The sequence below is a fragment of the Methylobacterium sp. EM32 genome (genome assembly GCF_040593685.1).
In the GTDB taxonomy this organism is placed as follows: domain Bacteria; phylum Pseudomonadota; class Alphaproteobacteria; order Rhizobiales; family Beijerinckiaceae; genus Methylobacterium.
Map to the genome: position 1 here is coordinate 36,721 of NZ_JBEXZS010000059.1, position 15,639 is coordinate 52,359.

Annotated in this window: 13 protein-coding genes; 5 read left to right on the forward strand and 8 right to left on the reverse strand. The window is 71.0% G+C overall.

The window, feature by feature from the left end; genetic code table 11:
• Positions 1 to 61 precede the first annotated feature (61 nt).
• Both ABZT49_RS09205 and hisG read left to right on the forward strand, forming a co-directional pair.
• A complete protein-coding gene (locus tag ABZT49_RS09205) occupies positions 62 to 1,189 on the forward strand; it encodes an ATP phosphoribosyltransferase regulatory subunit (protein ID WP_355285551.1) in 1,128 nt (375 codons plus the stop codon).
• Positions 1,189 to 2,187: an ATP phosphoribosyltransferase gene (gene hisG / locus ABZT49_RS09210; RefSeq protein WP_355285552.1), complete on the forward strand. Its 999-nt coding sequence runs from the start codon at positions 1,189 to 1,191 to the stop codon at positions 2,185 to 2,187. The genes ABZT49_RS09205 and hisG overlap by 1 nt, the downstream gene beginning before the upstream one ends.
• Positions 2,188 to 2,236: 49 nt before the next feature.
• On the opposite strand, the gene ABZT49_RS09215 is transcribed toward hisG, so the two are convergent.
• The 4 genes from ABZT49_RS09215 to hemA form a co-directional block, all read right to left on the reverse strand.
• On the reverse strand, positions 2,237 to 3,943 hold the full coding sequence (locus ABZT49_RS09215; RefSeq protein ID WP_355285553.1) for a TadE/TadG family type IV pilus assembly protein: 1,707 nt from the start codon (positions 3,941 to 3,943) through the stop codon (positions 2,237 to 2,239).
• On the reverse strand, positions 3,927 to 4,553 hold the full coding sequence (locus ABZT49_RS09220; protein ID WP_355285554.1) for a TadE/TadG family type IV pilus assembly protein: 627 nt from the start codon (positions 4,551 to 4,553) through the stop codon (positions 3,927 to 3,929). The genes ABZT49_RS09215 and ABZT49_RS09220 overlap by 17 nt, the downstream gene beginning before the upstream one ends.
• Complete coding sequence (locus ABZT49_RS09225) at positions 4,547 to 5,203, reverse strand: TadE/TadG family type IV pilus assembly protein (RefSeq protein WP_355285555.1); 657 nt, start codon at positions 5,201 to 5,203, stop codon at positions 4,547 to 4,549. The genes ABZT49_RS09220 and ABZT49_RS09225 overlap by 7 nt, the downstream gene beginning before the upstream one ends.
• A gap of 573 nt (positions 5,204 to 5,776) precedes the next feature.
• A complete protein-coding gene (hemA, locus tag ABZT49_RS09230; RefSeq protein ID WP_355285557.1) occupies positions 5,777 to 7,057 on the reverse strand; it encodes a 5-aminolevulinate synthase in 1,281 nt (426 codons plus the stop codon).
• Between the two features lie 150 nt (positions 7,058 to 7,207).
• On the opposite strand from hemA, the gene ABZT49_RS09235 reads away from it, so the two are divergent.
• Together ABZT49_RS09235 and murA are read left to right on the forward strand one after the other, a co-directional pair.
• Positions 7,208 to 7,492, forward strand: a complete 285-nt coding sequence (locus ABZT49_RS09235; protein WP_407943470.1) for a hypothetical protein — start codon at positions 7,208 to 7,210, stop codon at positions 7,490 to 7,492.
• A 112-nt stretch (positions 7,493 to 7,604) separates the two neighbouring features.
• Positions 7,605 to 8,894, forward strand: coding sequence for a UDP-N-acetylglucosamine 1-carboxyvinyltransferase (gene murA, locus ABZT49_RS09240; RefSeq protein ID WP_093569782.1), 1,290 nt, complete (start codon positions 7,605 to 7,607; stop codon positions 8,892 to 8,894).
• Between the two features lie 217 nt (positions 8,895 to 9,111).
• Here murA and ABZT49_RS09245 read toward each other — a convergent pair whose 3' ends face one another.
• From ABZT49_RS09245 to ABZT49_RS09260, 4 genes are all read right to left on the reverse strand, one after another.
• Complete coding sequence (locus ABZT49_RS09245) at positions 9,112 to 10,155, reverse strand: PAS domain-containing protein (RefSeq protein ID WP_355285558.1); 1,044 nt, start codon at positions 10,153 to 10,155, stop codon at positions 9,112 to 9,114.
• A 132-nt stretch (positions 10,156 to 10,287) separates the two neighbouring features.
• Complete coding sequence (locus tag ABZT49_RS09250) at positions 10,288 to 13,707, reverse strand: acyl-[ACP]--phospholipid O-acyltransferase (RefSeq protein ID WP_355285559.1); 3,420 nt, start codon at positions 13,705 to 13,707, stop codon at positions 10,288 to 10,290.
• A 145-nt stretch (positions 13,708 to 13,852) separates the two neighbouring features.
• A complete protein-coding gene (locus tag ABZT49_RS09255) occupies positions 13,853 to 14,125 on the reverse strand; it encodes a YiaA/YiaB family inner membrane protein (RefSeq protein WP_048436865.1) in 273 nt (90 codons plus the stop codon).
• Between the two features lie 44 nt (positions 14,126 to 14,169).
• Positions 14,170 to 14,883 (reverse strand): PspA/IM30 family protein, encoded by a 714-nt coding sequence (locus ABZT49_RS09260; RefSeq protein WP_355285561.1) that lies wholly within the window; start codon positions 14,881 to 14,883, stop codon positions 14,170 to 14,172.
• Positions 14,884 to 15,022: 139 nt separating this feature from the next.
• Between ABZT49_RS09260 and ABZT49_RS09265 the strand changes: the two genes are divergently transcribed.
• On the forward strand, positions 15,023 to 15,639 hold a 617-nt coding region (locus tag ABZT49_RS09265), incomplete at its 3' end, for a TetR/AcrR family transcriptional regulator (RefSeq protein WP_355285563.1).

Consider the following 15,639-nt stretch of genomic DNA (forward strand, 5'->3'; position numbering starts at 1 on the left):
GGTCGCCAAGCCCGGCTGGTGCTGCTACACGGCCGTCCAAGAAATTTGGATGTTGGGACCAATGACGGGTAACGGAGCCGCGGCCCCCCGGCCGGCGGCGGCGCACGAGGCGCTCCTGGCGCTGTTCGAGGACCGGGGCTACGCGCGGGTCGAGCCGCCGGTGCTGCAGCCGGTCGAGCCCTTCCTGGAGCTGTCCGGCGAGGACATCCGCCGCCGCATCTTCATCACCCAGGACGGCGCCGGGGCGGAACTCTGCCTGCGGCCCGAATACACGATTCCCGTCGGGCGCCATCACCGCGCCGTCGCCGACGGGCAGGCGGCCGATTACAGCTATCTCGGGCCGGTCTTCCGCCTGCGGGCGGCCGAGCCCGACGAGTTCCACCAGGCCGGCATCGAGTCGATCGGCCGGACCGACGTGCCGGCGGCCGATGCCGAGATCCTCGGCCTCGCCCTCGACGGGCTCGACCGGCTCGGGCACCGCGACCGGCAGGTGCGCCTCGGCGATATGGGGCTGATCACCGCGCTCCTCGACGCGCTGAACGTCCAGCCGGCGGCCAAGCGCCGGACGCTCCGGGCGGTGGCGGCCGGCCGCTCCCTCGACGAGATCGCCACCCCCGTCGCAGTCGACGCGGCCCATGCCGGCCTCCTCTCGGCGATCCAGGGCCAGGACCCGCAAGGGGTGCGCGCCTTCGTCGAGGACGTGCTCGCCATCGCAGGCATCAGCCGGGTCGGCGGCCGCACCGCCGGCGAGATCGCCGAGCGCTTCCTCGCCAAGGCGGCGGCGCATGCCGAGGGCGGCGTCGGCCTCGGGGCCAAGGCCCGCGAGGTGCTCGATTCCTACCTCGCCCTCACCGGCGACCCCGATGCGGCGGCGCTCGCCGCCCGCGACCTCGCCCGCCGGGCCGGGCTCGACGATCCCCGGCTCGAGGCGGCGCTCGCCCTGTTCGAGGAGCGCAACGGCTTCATCGCCGCCCGCGGCCTGCCGCTGGAGCGCTTCGCGTTCACCGGCAGCTTCGCCCGCAACCTCGACTATTATACCGGCTTCATCTTCGAGGTCGCGCAGGACGGCGAGAAGCCGGTGGTCGGCGGCGGGCGCTACGACGGCCTGCTCCAGCATCTCGGCAGCCCGGACGCCCTGCCGGCGGTGGGCTGCTCGTTCTGGCTCGAACGCCTCGAGGGCCCGCGCTGATGACCGACACGACGAAAGCCGCTCCCCTCGACGGTCCTCTGGTCCTGGCGGTGCCCTCGAAGGGCCGCCTGCAGGAGAACGCCGCCGCCTTCTTCGGCCGCGCCGGCCTGACCCTCGCCCAGACCAGCGGCGCCCGCGACTATCGCGGTCGCCTGAAAGGCGTGGACGGGGTCGAGGTGCGCTTCCTCTCGGCCTCCGAGATCGCCGGCCAGCTCGCCTCGGGCGCCGCCCATCTCGGCATCACCGGCGAGGACCTGATCCGCGAGACCTTGCCGGACGCCGCCGGCCAGGTCGAGCTCCTGACGCCGCTGGGCTTCGGCCAGGCCACCGTGGTGGTGGCGGTGCCGCAGGCCTGGATCGACGTGCGCTCGATGAGCGACCTCGACGAGGTGGCGAGCGACATGCGGGTGCGCCACGGCAAGCGCCTGCGCATCGCCACGAAGTACGTCAACCTGACCCGTCGCTTCTTCTACGAGCACGGCGTCGCCGATTACCGCATCGTCGAGAGCTTAGGGGCCACCGAGGGCGCGCCGGCTTCCGGCAGCGCCGAGATCATCGTCGACATCACCACCACCGGCGCCACCCTCGCGGCGAACGCGCTGAAGATCCTCGACGACGGGGTGATCCTGCGCTCCGAGGCGAACCTCGTCGCCTCGCTCGCCGCCTCCTGGAGCGAGACGCCGCGGCGCGCGGTGCAGGCGGTGCTCGGCCGCATCAGCGCCGAGGAGCGGGCCCGCACCACCCGCGAGGTAAGGGCGGGGATGCCGGTGTCGGGCGAGATCGACCTCGCAGGCCTCGCCGCCCTGCACGAGGCCGAGCTGCCCTACGGCGCACCGGAGGGGCGGGGGGAGATCGTGCTGCGCTGCCCCGCCGACGCGGTGTTCGGGCTCGCCGACGCGCTGGTCCAGGCTGGCGCTGAAGCCGTGAGCGTGCGGCGGATTGATTACGCCTTCGCGGCGGAGAACCCGCTGGTGGAACGGCTACTCGGGCGGCTCTGACGCCTCAAGCGCAGCGGGAGGCCCCCTCCCGCTGCGGCCCGGCAGCGCACTATTGCGTCAGCCGCAGCCTGCCGATGCTCGCCGCGATCGCGTTGAAGGCGCCGATGAGGCTGCTCGAATCGTTGGCCTGGAAGTACTGGTTCTGCGACGCGCAGGCCTTGAGCAGGTCGATGCCCTGCTGGTCGATCGGGTCCGACGAGACGCTGAAGCCGATCGTGTAGATCGCGACGTTGGCCGGATCCGCCTTCGCGTTGGCGCAGGCGAGCTTCGTCAGGGCGTCGAGCGCGTTGCGGGCCTGCCCGCCGGTCGACACGTTCTGGTTGGTCGCCGGGAAGTGGATGTCGGAATCGCTCCCATCCGCGTTGAGGAAGTAGCCGTTCGACGAGATCAACGACTTGCTGGAGGAGGCGCCATTCGCGATCCACGTGTTCGCGCCGTCCGTCATAAGCACGATGATCTTGTTGGTCGTGCCGCTGCCGTAGGCGGCACCATCGGCGAAGACGCTCCTGGGCGAGAGGGTGCGCCAGCCCCACATCAGGCCCTCGTGAATGTTTGTCGTGCCGCCGGCAGTCATGTTGTCGATCAGTCCGGTGAGTACGGTCGCGTTTCGCGTCAACCGCTGCAGCGGTTGGGTCGTGCATCCGAAATTGGGGCCGATCGCGCCGAGTTCGCCCAGGCTGCCGGTGCGCGCGTTGCGGGGGGAACTGTACTTGCAGGTGCGGCTCAGGGCCGTGGCATACGTATCCTTGCTGGACAGCTTGGGACAGGTTCCGTCGCTCGTCCCGTCGTCGTCGTCGATGTAGCTATTGAGGCTGTAATTGCCGTTCCAGACGGCGTAAGTGCCGGCCGGCGTCCCCGCGCCGCCCTCGTCGGGCGCGAGGTAGGGCATGTAGAGCGTGGCGTCGCCGTTCGTCGCCATGTCGCTCACGTTCTGCGGATAGGGCAGCGATTCGAAGCAGCCGGCCCATTTCCAGCCCGGCACCGCACCCTGCAGCTTCGCGAACAGGTCGAACCGGCTCTGGAACCCGGCCGCGGCGGCTCCGGAGAAGTTCGTCCAGTGATAGGGAGACTTGCCCTGCGTATCGACCCAGCCGGCATTCCTGTACGTGGCGGCGTCGAGCGCGACCGCGGAGGAGAACGGGACGATCGCGATCCTGGTATCCGCGGCGAAACTCTTGTTGTTGAGCACGTAGGTGACGAATTTCTTGGCGGCTGAGCGGAGCGCGGAGATCTTCGACACGCCGTCGTTGCCGGAGCTGTTCATCGAGCCGGTATTGTCGAGGACGAGGGCGATCTCGAAGGTCCGCGGGATCGGCGTGGCACATTGGGCCCGGGCGACCGGGTTCATGCTGGACGTGCCGGTGATCCGGCCGAAGAACGTCGTCGAGAGCTTGCGGGCCGTCAGCGTGATCTGGCGCGGGTTGCTGGTGATCGCCAGCGGATCGACCACGAGGCCGTCCGCCCCCATCTGTCCGATCAGGGTCGCGCGGGCGAGGGCGTCGAGGTCGCCGTTCGTCGTGGCGAGCGGGGTCTGGCACAGGAGGAGCGAGGTCGCGTCGGTCGCGGCCTGCAGCCTGGTCTCGAGCCGCATCGCTGCCCCATAATCGATCGCCGCGCCGGCGAAGATCAGCATCGGCGGCAGGAGGAAGGCGAACAGGATCGTGAGATTGCCCCTGCGGTCGCTGGGAAAGCGGCGTGCCCGACATCCGGCGCGCCGCCACGCGGGCCGGGCCGCGGCGTCAGGGCGCGGAGCCATCGCAGGCCTTCGGGTTCGCGCCGGGCAGGACGACTTCCGTATAGGTGTTCGTTCCATAGGTCTGGCCGCCTCGGACCGGCCACGGGATGCTGGCGGAGAGGGTGATCTGGTTGCTGATGCCGGTGACGAGCCGGACCAGGGCGCCGCCGATCATCGGGGTGTAGGTGCCCCGCACCTCGACGAGGACGTAGCGCATGCCCTCGGTGCGGTAGCCGGCCGGCACGGTCAGGTCGTTGGCGGGGCCGAGCGCACGCGCCGTGGTCCCTGAGGCCGTGGCCGAGCAGACCTGCGGGACGAGCTGGAGCTTGGCGGGATCGACGCCGAGCGCGCTCACCGCGATCTGCACGCCGGAGGCGTCGAACGGGCGCAGCACCCGCGGCGCGACGGCGAGGATGTCGGTCATCGCGCTCGCGGCGAACGGGCTCTGCGCGTCGCCCTGCGACACGAGGTCGGCGACGGTCCGGGCGAGCAGCGTGAGCTTGCGCCAGTGATCGAAGGCGCGCGACAGCTCCGACATGCCGGCGAGCAGGGCCAGCATGACGGGCAGCAGCAGGGCGAATTCGACCATGGCGCTGCCGCGCCGGTCGCGCAGGAAGGCGGATCTCAGCACGCGCCCGCCCCGGTCACCTGGTAGGGTTCGGTGCGCAGCACGGCCGTCGAGGTCAGGAGGCTCGATCCGGCGTCGGCCCCGCTGGTGAACTGCCGGGTCGCCAGGCCGAGCAGGTTGAAGAAGGTCGGGACCGGGACGGCCACCGTGACGACGACGATGGTCCCGGGCTTGGCGCAGGCATAGTTGGTTCCGAAGCTGGTGCTCCAGGTGCCGGTGCCGATATCGAGCGGCTGGACCGGCGCGCCGCCCGCGAACCCGCCCGCGGTCGCCACCTCGATCCGCACCTTCCGGCAGTCGAAGACGGTCACGACATTGGCCGAAGCCGATCCGCACATGGTCGCCCTGAGATTGGCGAGCAGCGTCGCCGCGTCGGTCCGCCCGGCATTGGCGAGCTGGAACTGGCCGGTGAGGATCGTCCGGACGCCGTTCTGGACGGCGCGATCGAAGTTCTGGGCAGCCCAGATCTGGAACGCGACCTGGATGATCGCCCCCACGATGCCGAGGAAGGGCAGCGCCACCAGGGCGAACTCGACCGCGGCGCTGCCTCCTCCGTCGGCGGCGAAGCGGCGGACCTGGCGCCGGTCCGGAATCGTTCGGCGTCCCCCCCGTGGCTGTCCCGCGCGGAGGAGTGCGATCGCGTGTTGCGGCATCCGGACCTGCTGCCCGCCGTTGCAATGTCGATGGGGGGAACGGTTCCGGCCCGCACCGCCGGGAGGCATGGCGCGGAGCATTTTTCGCTCTGCACCATCACCCGGCGGCCGATACAATTGTCATCAATAGCAAACTAGAAAGTAAACATTCCTATATCTAAGAGTTGATAGTATGTATCTTTTGCAACTTATAATAGAATAATTTTGAGAAAGACCCATAAATGGTCAGGACTGTGGTGAGGATCTGTCCGTTCGGTGCCGGCGTGTGATGGTTGCGGCAAGCCTCGGTCCGGCGTGGAAGCGACATCGGGCCGCGCGGGACGCAAGTGTGAGATCTCACGCCCGCGTCGCCGGACCTCCGGCAGCGCTCGAATCGGCCACCGCGGAGTCCTTCTGACGAACCATGGATCGCGGATGGCGGACCCTTCGCGAGGATCCGCGCCGCACTCCGCCTCCGTCCCGGACGACAAGGCACTGTGTCGGCCGCGCGAACCCGGCCGGTGCCGCGCGCTCTTTTCCGCGTCGCACCGCCGGAGCTTCGCCGGCAGACGATTGCCTCGCGGCGGCAGGAGCCTATTCCGCCGCCTCGACGAACACCGTCCCGGCCCGCGGCAGCGAGAGCGCGTCCCACACCTCGATCAGGGCTTCGCGAAGCGCCGCGATCTGCGCCTCGCCGTGGAACGGGGAGGGGGTAATGCGCAGGCGCTCGGTGCCGCGCGGCACGGTCGGGTAGTTGATCGGCTGGATGTAGATGCCGTGGCGCTCCAGCAGCCGGTCGGCCGCCGCCTTGCAGGCCTCCGCATCGCCGACCATCACCGGCACGATGTGGGTGTCGGTGGCGAGGACCGGCAGGCCGGCATCGAGGAGGGCGGCCTTGGTCCGGGCGGCCTGGCGCTGGTGCGCCTCGCGCTCGGCACCCGACCGCTTCAGGTGGCGGATCGACGCGATGGCGGCGGCGGCGATCGCCGGGGGCAGCGCGGTGGTGAAGATGAAGCCGGGGGCGTGGCTGCGCACCGCGTCGCAGAGCGCCGCCGAGCCGGTGATGTAGCCGCCGACGCAGCCGAAGCCCTTGGCGAGCGTGCCCTCGATCACGTCGACCCGGTGCATTACCCGGTCGCGCTCGGCGATGCCGGCGCCGCGGGGTCCGTAGAGGCCGACGGCGTGGACCTCGTCGAGATAGGTCATGGCGCCGTAGCGGTCGGCGAGGTCGCAGATCTTCCCGATCGGCGCCACGTCGCCGTCCATCGAGTAGACGCTCTCGAAGGCGATCAGCTTCGGCCGGTCGCCGGCCGCGATCAGCAGCTCCTCGAGGTGGGCGAGGTCGTTATGGCGAAAAATCTGCTTGTCGCAGCCCGACTGGCGCACGCCCTCGATCATCGAGTTGTGGTTGAAGGCGTCGGACAGGATCAGGCAGTCCGGGATCAGCTTGGCGATCGTCGAGATGCCGGCCTGGTTCGAGACGTAGCCGGAGGTGAAGACGAGGCCCGCCTCCTTGCCGTGCAGGTCGGCGAGCTCGCGCTCCAGGTCGACGAGCGGCGAGTTGTTGCCGGCGATGTTGCGGGTGCCGCCGGCGCCGACGCCGCAGCGCTGCGCGGTCTCGGTGAGCGCGCTCACCACGGCGGGGTGCTGGCCCATGCCGAGATAGTCGTTCGAGCACCACACGGTGATCTCGCGGGTGCCGGTGCCGCTGCGCCACAGGGCGGTGGGGAAGCGGCCGTTGATGCGCTCGATGTCGGCGAAGACGCGGTAGCGGCGCTCGTCGTGCAGGCGCGTCAGCGCACCACGGAAGAGGGCCTGGTAATCGGTCGCGCCGTGACGGATCGCGGGGCGGGTCTCGGGCCGGGTCTCGGGCATCGTGGTCCTTCGCGGTCTGGCCGGACATGCATCCGGGGGCGGGACCGGGCCTGACCCCCCGGGGAGGAGCCGGTCCGCGCGGCGGATGGCCGAATCGCCGATCCACCGCTGGTCGCGCCTTGATCTCGCTCAAATGCGACGGCTTTGTCTTTGGAAAAAGTCGAGGGCGAGGCGGGCGTTCTGACTCCTCCCGCACGGTCACGGAAGCAGGAAATTGGTCATGGCGACGAAGGGTCGCGCGCGATGAGCGGCAATGGCGAGGGAACCCGGCAGGGCGACCGGCAAGGGGCTCGCGACGCGACCCGCGACGAGCGGCTGAAAGCGGCGCTCCGCGAGAATCTGCGCCGCCGCAAGGCGCAGGTGCGGGGCCGCGAGGCGGCCGAGCCGGCACCGGACGCGGCGCCCGCGGATCGAAAAGCCGGGGATGAACGTTGACGCCCAAGCGTAGCGGTAGCATCGCTGCGGTGCAATAAAACAGGTTTCGGAATCACGAGGCGCGCCGGTCCGGCGCGCGGGACGCGCCGCGGGCGCGAGGGACGTTGTCACCATGGATCGCATCCACATCGTCGGCGGCCAGCCGCTTCACGGCATCATCCCGATCTCGGGCGCCAAGAACGCGGCCCTGCCGCTGATGATCGCCAGCCTGCTCACCGGCGAGACGCTGGAACTGTCGAACGTGCCCCGGCTCGCCGACGTCGCCTCGCTGTTGCGCATCCTCGGCAATCACGGCGTCGACCACATGGTGGTCGGCAAGCGCCCGGGCCAGACCACCGAGGCCGGCCAGACCATCCGGCTCACCGCCTCGAACGTCATCGACACCACGGCGCCCTACGACCTCGTCTCGACCATGCGGGCGAGCTTCTGGGTGATCGCGCCGCTGCTCGCGCGCTTCGGCGAGGCGCGGGTGTCGCTGCCGGGCGGCTGCGCCATCGGCACGCGCCCAGTCGACCTGCTGCTGATGGCGCTGGAGACGCTGGGCGCCACGATCGAGATCGACGGCGGCTACGCGGTGGCGCGGACGAAGAACGGGTTGCGCGGCGGCGAGATCAAGTTCCCCAAGGTCACGGTCGGCGGCACCCACGTCGCCCTGATGGCGGCGGTGCTCGCCCACGGCACGACCGTGATCGAGAACGCCGCCCGCGAGCCGGAGGTGGTGGACCTCGCCGCCTGCCTGTCGCGGATGGGCGCGCGGATCGAGGGCGCCGGCACGCCCCGCATCGTGATCGAGGGCGTGTCGCGTCTCTCGGGCGCCCGCCACGCCGTGCTGCCCGACCGGATCGAGACCGGCACCTACGCCATGGCGGTGGCGATGACCGGCGGCGACGTGACGCTTGAGGGGACCCGCGCCGACCTCCTGCACAGCGCCCTCGACATCCTGGCCACCACCGGCACCGAGGTGACGCCGCTGGACCACGGCATCCGGGTGCGCCGCAACGGCCACGGCGTGGCGGCGGTCGACGTCACCACCGATCCGTTCCCGGGCTTCCCGACCGACCTCCAGGCCCAGTTCATGGCCCTGATGACCAAGGCCAAGGGCCAGTCGCGCATCCGCGAGACGATCTTCGAGAATCGCTTCATGCACGTGCAGGAGCTGGCCCGCCTCGGCGCGAAGATCCGGCTCGAGGGCGACGTCGCGGTGGTCGAGGGCGTCGAGCGCCTGAAGGGCGCGCCCGTGATGGCGACCGACCTGCGCGCCTCGGTCTCGCTGGTGATCGCAGGGCTGGCCGCCGAGGGCGAGACCCAGATCAACCGGGTCTACCACCTCGACCGCGGCTTCGAGGCGCTGGAGGCCAAGCTCGTGCGCTGCGGCGCCGAGATCCGGCGCGAGCGGGTGTGAGAGATTGTTCGACTGATCGGGAGAATCTTCTCCCATTCACCACCTCATCCTGAGGTGCGAACGCAGTGAGCCTCGAAGGAGGCCTCCAGAAGTCTCCGAGATACCTGGAGGCCTCCTTCGAGGCCATGCGATCTTCGATCGCCCGGCACCTCAGGATGAGGTCGCGGGTGGGATAGGGACAATGCCGCGGCCCCCGACGGGCCATCGCCGGCGGCGGCTACTTCCGGTAGACCGCCACCGCGTTGCCGTCGGTCAGCAGGAACACGATCCCGGCCTCCCGAAGCGCCGCGACGGCGGTCCGGCGGGTGCGGGAGGTCAGGGCCTCGCCGTCATCCTCCAGGCGGCGGACCGAGGAGAGCGAGAGGCCGCTCCGGGCGGCGAGATCCTGCATCGACCAGCCGAGCAGGCCGCGGGCGGCGCAGAGGTGCCGGCCGCCGATCCCGCTCTCGAGCCCCTCCCGCACCGGCTCGTCGAGGGAGACGGCCATCGGGCCGTCGAGGCGCGAGGCCATGATCGCCCAGTTCTGAATCGTACCCTGCTCGTCGCGCAGGGGCGCGTAGGCGAAGCGGAAGCGGGCCTCCCCGCCCTCGGCGAGGCGCAGCACCTTGCCCATCACGAAGGGCCGGCCGGCCTGCAGCAGCGTGCGCACCTGCTCGCGCGCCCGCGACCGGTCGCCTGCGGCGATCACCCGGCAGCAATCCTCGCGGTACTCCTCCTGCGTCAGGCCGGTCAGGGCCAGCACCTCCTGCGAGCCGACGCGCTGCCCGGGATCGTCGATCGCCGCATGGGTCCAGGACTGGGTCTGCTCGAACAGGGCCCGGCGGCGGCGGCGCTCCTCGGCCTGCAATGCGGCCAGGCGCTCGCGGTCGGTGACGTCCAGCACGGTGCCGGCGGCGGCCCGCGGCCGTCCGTCCGGGTCGTGGTAGACCTCGCCGCGCAGGGACAGGACCCGCAGCGACCCGTCCGGCCGGATCACCCGCACCGTGCCGTCGGGCAGGGTTCCGCTCTGGATCGTCTGCGCCGCCGTGGCGAGGTCGAAGCGGTCGTCCGGGTGCACCATCGCCAGGAGGTTGGCGTAGCTCGGACGGATCGCGCCGGGGTCGAGGCCGAGCAGGCGGTACAGGCCGGGCGACCAGACGTGCTCGTCGGTGGCGAAGGTCCAGCCCCAGCTGCCGGTCAGGCCGTGGATCTCGAGCAGCCGCAGGAAGTCCCGCGACGAGAAGACGGGCCGGTCCGGCGCACCGGGAAGAGAAGGGGACATGTGGCGATCCTGACAGCCGTGCTCGGAGTCAAGTCGACTCCCCGGCAGAGCGGCGTCCAGGCCAGACCAGCCGGCCACGACGCCACGTCACCGCAAGACTGACGAGCACGCTGCCTGCCTGTCGCCGTTAGGTCAAGCCGCCGCCTCCGCCGGCCGCGTCCGCTCGGCGGCGAGCCGGGTCACCGCGGCGAAATCGACCTTGCCGGAGCCGAGCTGCGGCAGCTTGTCGACCGTCACGATCTCGGCCGGCACGGCGAGCTCGCTCATCCCGCTGGCGCGGGCACGGGCCTGGAAGGCGGCGCGCGTCGCGTCCGCCTTCTCGGTCACGAGCACCAGGCGCTCGCCCTTGCGCGCATCCGGCAGGGCCGCGACGGCGCTCGCAGCCTCCGGGTAGAGCTCGGCGGCCAGGGCCTCGACGGCCGACAGCGAGATCATCTCGCCGGCGACCTTGGCGAAGCGCTTGGCCCGGCCGCGGATGGTGACGAAGCCGTCCGCGTCGATCGTCACGATGTCGCCGGTGTCGTGCCAGCCCTCGGGCGGGGCTTCGAGCACGCCGGGATTCTCGGCCCTGAGATAACCCAGCATGACGTTGGGACCGCGCACGAACAGGCGCCCGCCTTCCGCGACGCCGGGGACCGGCTCCAGCCGCGCCTCCATCCCGGGCATGATCCGCCCGACCGTGCCGAAGCGGTTGAACATCGGGGTGTTGAGGGCGAGCACCGGCGCCGTCTCGGTGACGCCGTAGCCCTCGAGGATCCGCAGGCCGAATTTTTCGGCGTAGGCCTTGCGGGTCGCCGGCTTCACCGGCTCGGCCCCGGCCAGGATGTAGCGCAGGGAGCGGAAATCGTAGGCGTGGGCGACGCGGGCATAGCCGGCGAGGAACGTGTCGGTGCCGAACAGGATGGTCGCGTTCGAGCCGTAGACCAGCTCGGGCACGATCCGGTAGTGCAGCGGCGAGGGGTAGAGGTAGACCGGCACGCCGGAGACCAGCGGCAGCACCAGACCGACCGTCAACCCGAACGAGTGGAACACCGGCAGGACGTTGAACACCTTGTCGGTGCGGCCGAAATCGATCCGCGCCTGGGCCTGGGCGGCGTTGGCCAGCATGTTGCGGTGGGAGAGCACCACGCCCTTCGGCGTGCCCTCGCTGCCCGAGGTGAACAGGATCGCCGCCGGGTCGTCGGGCTGGCGCGGGTGGAGCGCCTGGCGCCAGCCGACGAGGCCGCGCAGCTTGTCGAGCCGGCCGACCTGCCCGCGGACATCCTCCAGGTAGACGATGGTCAGGCTCTCAGCGATCGCCTCCAGGAGCGCGTCGAGGCGGCCCTTCTGCACGAAGGCCCGGGAGGTGACGATCGTGTCGACCTCCGCCGCCTTGCAGGCGTTGAGGATGTTGGTCGCGCCGGCGGTGAAGTTGATCATCGCCGGCACCCGACCCGCCGACATCAGCCCGAGCACCGTGACGGCGGCGGCGTTGGCGTTCGGCAGCATCACGCCGATCGCTCGGCCCCGCGGCGCGAGCGGCCCGAGCTTGCCCCCGAGCACCCGGGCGCCGATCAGCAGGCGGCGATAGGTGAGCGTGCCGGAGACCGGATCCTCGACGGCGACTCGGGCCCCGCCCTCGCGCTCTGCCGCCTGGACCACCGCGTCGAACACCGTGCGGTCGATCGGCGCGGTGCGGAAGATCAGGTCCGACATCACCCCGTAGAGCGCGGCGCCCGCGGCCTGGCGGCGGGCCTTGCCCTTGAGGGCGGGATCGACGTCGAGCCGCACCGGCTCCAGCACCGTCACGGTGAATTTCGGCCACCAGCGCCGGCGCACCTGGGCCCGGGACAGGCGCGAGAACGCCGTCCGCTCCGGCCCCTCGATCTTCACCGGTACCACCGGCACGCCGGACTTGTCGGCGATGAGGCCGGCGCCGTCATAGACCTTCATCAGGCTGCCGGTGACGGTGAGCCGTCCCTCGGGGAAGATGATCAGCGTCTCGCCGGACTTCACGGCGTTGATCAGGGTGCGCGTCGCCATCGGCTTCGTCGGGTCGAGGGGCAGCGCCCGGGTGAGCCACAGGAACGGGCGCACCCACCATTTCTGCGCGATGGTGTGGTCGATGGCGAAGGTCGGGTCGCGCTCGGTCAGCGACAGGGCGAGGCCCGCATCCAGGAAACTGACGTGATTGAGGGCGATGATGGCGTTCGGCCCCGCCTTCTCGACGTTCTCGATGCCCCGCACCTCCAACCGGTAGAAGGCCCGGAACAGGATCGACAGGAAATCGCGGAAACCGCTGGTCGGCAGGACCAGGAGGATCGCGATGCCGGCGAGGATGTTGGCGATGCCGACGATCAGGAACTGGCCCGCCGAGGACAGGCCCGCCTTCTGCAGCACCGCGAGACCGACGGCGCCGAGCACGATGAGGGCGGCGGCGAGCACGTTCGAGGCGGCGATGACCCGGGCGCGGCGCTCCTTCGGGGTCCAGGCCTGGAGCGCGGCGAAGGACGGCACGATGAACAGGCCGGCGGCCGCGGCCAGCAGCACGAAGTCGAGGGCGATCCGGGCGCCGCGCCAGGAGCTCAGGAAATCGAGGGCGCCGACCGGGGACGGCGGCGGCACGCTGGTGGCGGCGACGTGGGCCAGATCGAGGGAGACGAGGCCCATGATGAGCGCGGCGATCGGCGTCGGCAGCATCACGATCCGCCCGGCGCAGAGCCAGGAGGCGAGGCCCGAGCCGAGCGCCACGCCGACCGAGAACATCGCGAGGAGCGCCGTCACCACGGTCTCGTCGCCGCCGAAGGTGCCCTTCACCAAAGCCGGCAGCAGGGCCAGCACCACGGCGCCGACGAGCCAGAACCAGCTCGTGATGACGCCGGTGCGCCACAGCCTCGTATCCTCGTAGAGGTCGCGCATCAGGCTGCCCGTCGAGCGCAGCACGTTGCGGTCGACGGTGAGATAAGGAGCCGCCTCGCCGGTCTTCGGGATCGCCAGGCTGGCGAGCCAGCAGAGCACCGCGAAGCCCATCACCAGGAGCCCGAAGGCGTGCGCCCCGCCATGGGTGACGGCCAGGCCCCCCGCGATGGTGCCGGTGAGGATGGCGAGGAAGGTCGCGGCCTCGATCAGCGCGTTGCCGGCCGGCAGTTCGGACCGTGCGAGGTGATCGGGCAGGATGCCGTACTTGATCGGCCCGAACAGGGCCGCGACGATCCCGAACAGGACGAGAGCCACGAACAGGATCGGCACCGAGGCGAGCCAGAAGCCGAGCACTGCGACGCCCGCCGCCACGATCTCGGCCGCCTTGAGGCGGCGCGCGATGAACGCCTTGTCGTAGCGGTCGGCGAGTTCGCCGCCTAACCCTGAGAGGAAGAAGAACGGCGCGATGAAGGCCGCGCCGGCCAAGGTCACCAGGGCCGCCGAGCCGCCATCCGCCCCGCCGCCGACCCCGCCCGCCCCGAACATGATCAGGAACACCAGGGCGTTCTTGAGGAAGTTGTCGTTGAAGGCGGAGAAGAACTGGCACCAGAACAGGGGCGCGAAGCGCCGGCTGGCCATCAGCTTTCCGGACATGGAGGGCGTTCCTCGCTCGGTGACGGGTGGGCGGATTGGCCGGGCGCCGCCGCGGCAGGAGACGGAGCCTTTAGCCGGTAAACCCTAACCGGCTTTGCTGCCGCGGTCTCGTGGCGATCCGATGTCGGAGACCGGGGAGGACCGGCTACTCCTTGCCCATCTCCATCAGCAGGCGTTCGGCCCGGGCATCCTCGATGCGGTTGACGAGGCGCTTGCCCTCGTGGACGTCGCGCACGGTCTTGACCAGGGTGATGCAGGATTGGACCAGCATCGTCACCCCCATGGCGAGGTAGGCCTTGGTCCAGAGATCGAGGGGCAGGAACAGGATGCCGCCGGCCACCATGGTGGCGGCGCCGATGAAGGAGGCGTAGGTGAAGGCCACCCAGGCTGAGGTGTGCTGCGGGGTCTGCGGGGTCATGGATGGGGTTTCCTCAGGAGCGTGAGACGGGGGGCGGGTCGCGGTCAGGCGCCGGCCTGGGACTGGGCGTTGGTCCGGGCCTCGGCTTTCGCCCGCAAGCGCTCCATCACGCGGCCGGCACTCGGCCGGGTGCGCGGGCCGAAGCCGGCCTCCTCCAGGCGCTCGCTGAGGGATTCGGGCGCCGCCGCCTCGATGATCGCCAGGGCCTCGTCGGAGGCGGCGTCCGCGGCCTGGGCCTCGCGCAGGCGCCGCAGGGTGGCCTGTGCCTCGGCGAGCGCCGCCGGGCTGCCGAGGCCCTGCCCGCGCCGGGCCCGCAGGCGGTGCACCGCCTCCGCCGCCCGGGCGATGCGCTGGCCGCGCTCCAATTCGGCGAATTGCCGGCTGCCCTGGCGCACGGCCCGGCGCAGGGCCGCGACCTCCGCCGCGTAGGCCGCGCGGCTCGCCTCGAGGGCTTGCGCCTCCTCCTCCATCTCGGCCAGGGCCTCGGCGGCCTCGGCCGCCAGGTCCTCGCGCCCGCCGGCGAGCGCCGCGACGGCGCTCCCCTCCAGTTCGGCGATCCGGGCGGCGAGCGCGGCCTGCCGCTTGGCGTCGGCCGCCTCCTGGGCGAGGGCGCGCCCCAATGTCCGGCGGCTGTCGTCGAGGGCGGCGGCCGCGTCGCGCAGCTGCTGCTCCAGGATCAGGAAGGCGTGCTGGTCGTGAAGGTCCTCGGCGGCCCTGGCGGCGGCGCCCCGGACGAGGGTGGAGAGGAGGTTGAGCATCTTTGGCTCCGCTGGCGTGAACGTTGTTCACGAACGCAGGTTTCCACAGCTCTGAACGGTGTTCAAGCCTAAATCTGAACACCGTTCACGAGCCTATTCCAGGCAGGTGCGAAACCGCACGCGAGAGGCGACAGACGGCATGCGCAACGACGAGAGGCGGGAGTGGCTGCGGGCGGCCCTGATCGATGCCGCGGAGGCCGCCATCGCGGCCGAGGGCCTGTCAGCCCTGAAGGCGCGCGACCTCGCCCGGGATGTCGGCTGCGCGCTCGGCACGATCTACACGGTGTTTCCCGACCTCGACGCCCTGATCCTCCGGGTGAACCTGCGCACGCTCGCCCTGTTCGAACGGGCGATCACCGCGGTGCCGATCGCGCCCGAGCCGGAGGGGAAGGCGACGCCGGCCGAGCGGGACACGGCGGTGGAGACCCTGGTGCGGCTGGCAGTGGCCTACCTGCACTTCGCCGCCGAGCACCCGGCGCGCTGGCGCGCCCTGTTCCAGCACCGGGTCACGCACGCGCTGCCGGACTGGTACCTCGTCGAGCAGGTGCGCCTGTTCCGCTACATCGAGGCGCCCTTGCGGGTGTTGCGGCCCGATCTCAGGGACCGCGAGCGGGCGCTGCTCGCCCGCTCGCTGTTCTCCGCCACCCACGGCCTCGTCAGCCTCGGCCTCGACGAGAAGCTGATGGTGCTGAGCGAGCCGGTCCTGCGCGGGCAGATCGAGATCGTGGTGGGTGCGTTGGGGCGGGGTTTGGCGGG

What these genes read in the sequence shown, in the direction of transcription:
- murA (WP_093569782.1), top strand. Translation starts at nt 7,605, where the DNA reads ATGGATCGCATCCACATCGTCGGCGGCCAGCCGCTTCACGGCATCATC.
- ABZT49_RS09260 (WP_355285561.1), bottom strand. Translation starts at nt 14,883, where the DNA reads ATGCTCAACCTCCTCTCCACCCTCGTCCGGGGCGCCGCCGCCAGGGCC.
- hisG (WP_355285552.1), top strand. Translation starts at nt 1,189, where the DNA reads ATGACCGACACGACGAAAGCCGCTCCCCTCGACGGTCCTCTGGTCCTG.
- ABZT49_RS09215 (WP_355285553.1), bottom strand. Translation starts at nt 3,943, where the DNA reads ATGGCTCCGCGCCCTGACGCCGCGGCCCGGCCCGCGTGGCGGCGCGCC.
- ABZT49_RS09205 (WP_355285551.1), top strand. Translation starts at nt 62, where the DNA reads ATGACGGGTAACGGAGCCGCGGCCCCCCGGCCGGCGGCGGCGCACGAG.
- hemA (WP_355285557.1), bottom strand. Translation starts at nt 7,057, where the DNA reads ATGCCCGAGACCCGGCCCGAGACCCGCCCCGCGATCCGTCACGGCGCG.
- ABZT49_RS09225 (WP_355285555.1), bottom strand. Translation starts at nt 5,203, where the DNA reads ATGCCGCAACACGCGATCGCACTCCTCCGCGCGGGACAGCCACGGGGG.
- ABZT49_RS09255 (WP_048436865.1), bottom strand. Translation starts at nt 14,125, where the DNA reads ATGACCCCGCAGACCCCGCAGCACACCTCAGCCTGGGTGGCCTTCACC.
- ABZT49_RS09245 (WP_355285558.1), bottom strand. Translation starts at nt 10,155, where the DNA reads ATGTCCCCTTCTCTTCCCGGTGCGCCGGACCGGCCCGTCTTCTCGTCG.
- ABZT49_RS09250 (WP_355285559.1), bottom strand. Translation starts at nt 13,707, where the DNA reads ATGTCCGGAAAGCTGATGGCCAGCCGGCGCTTCGCGCCCCTGTTCTGG.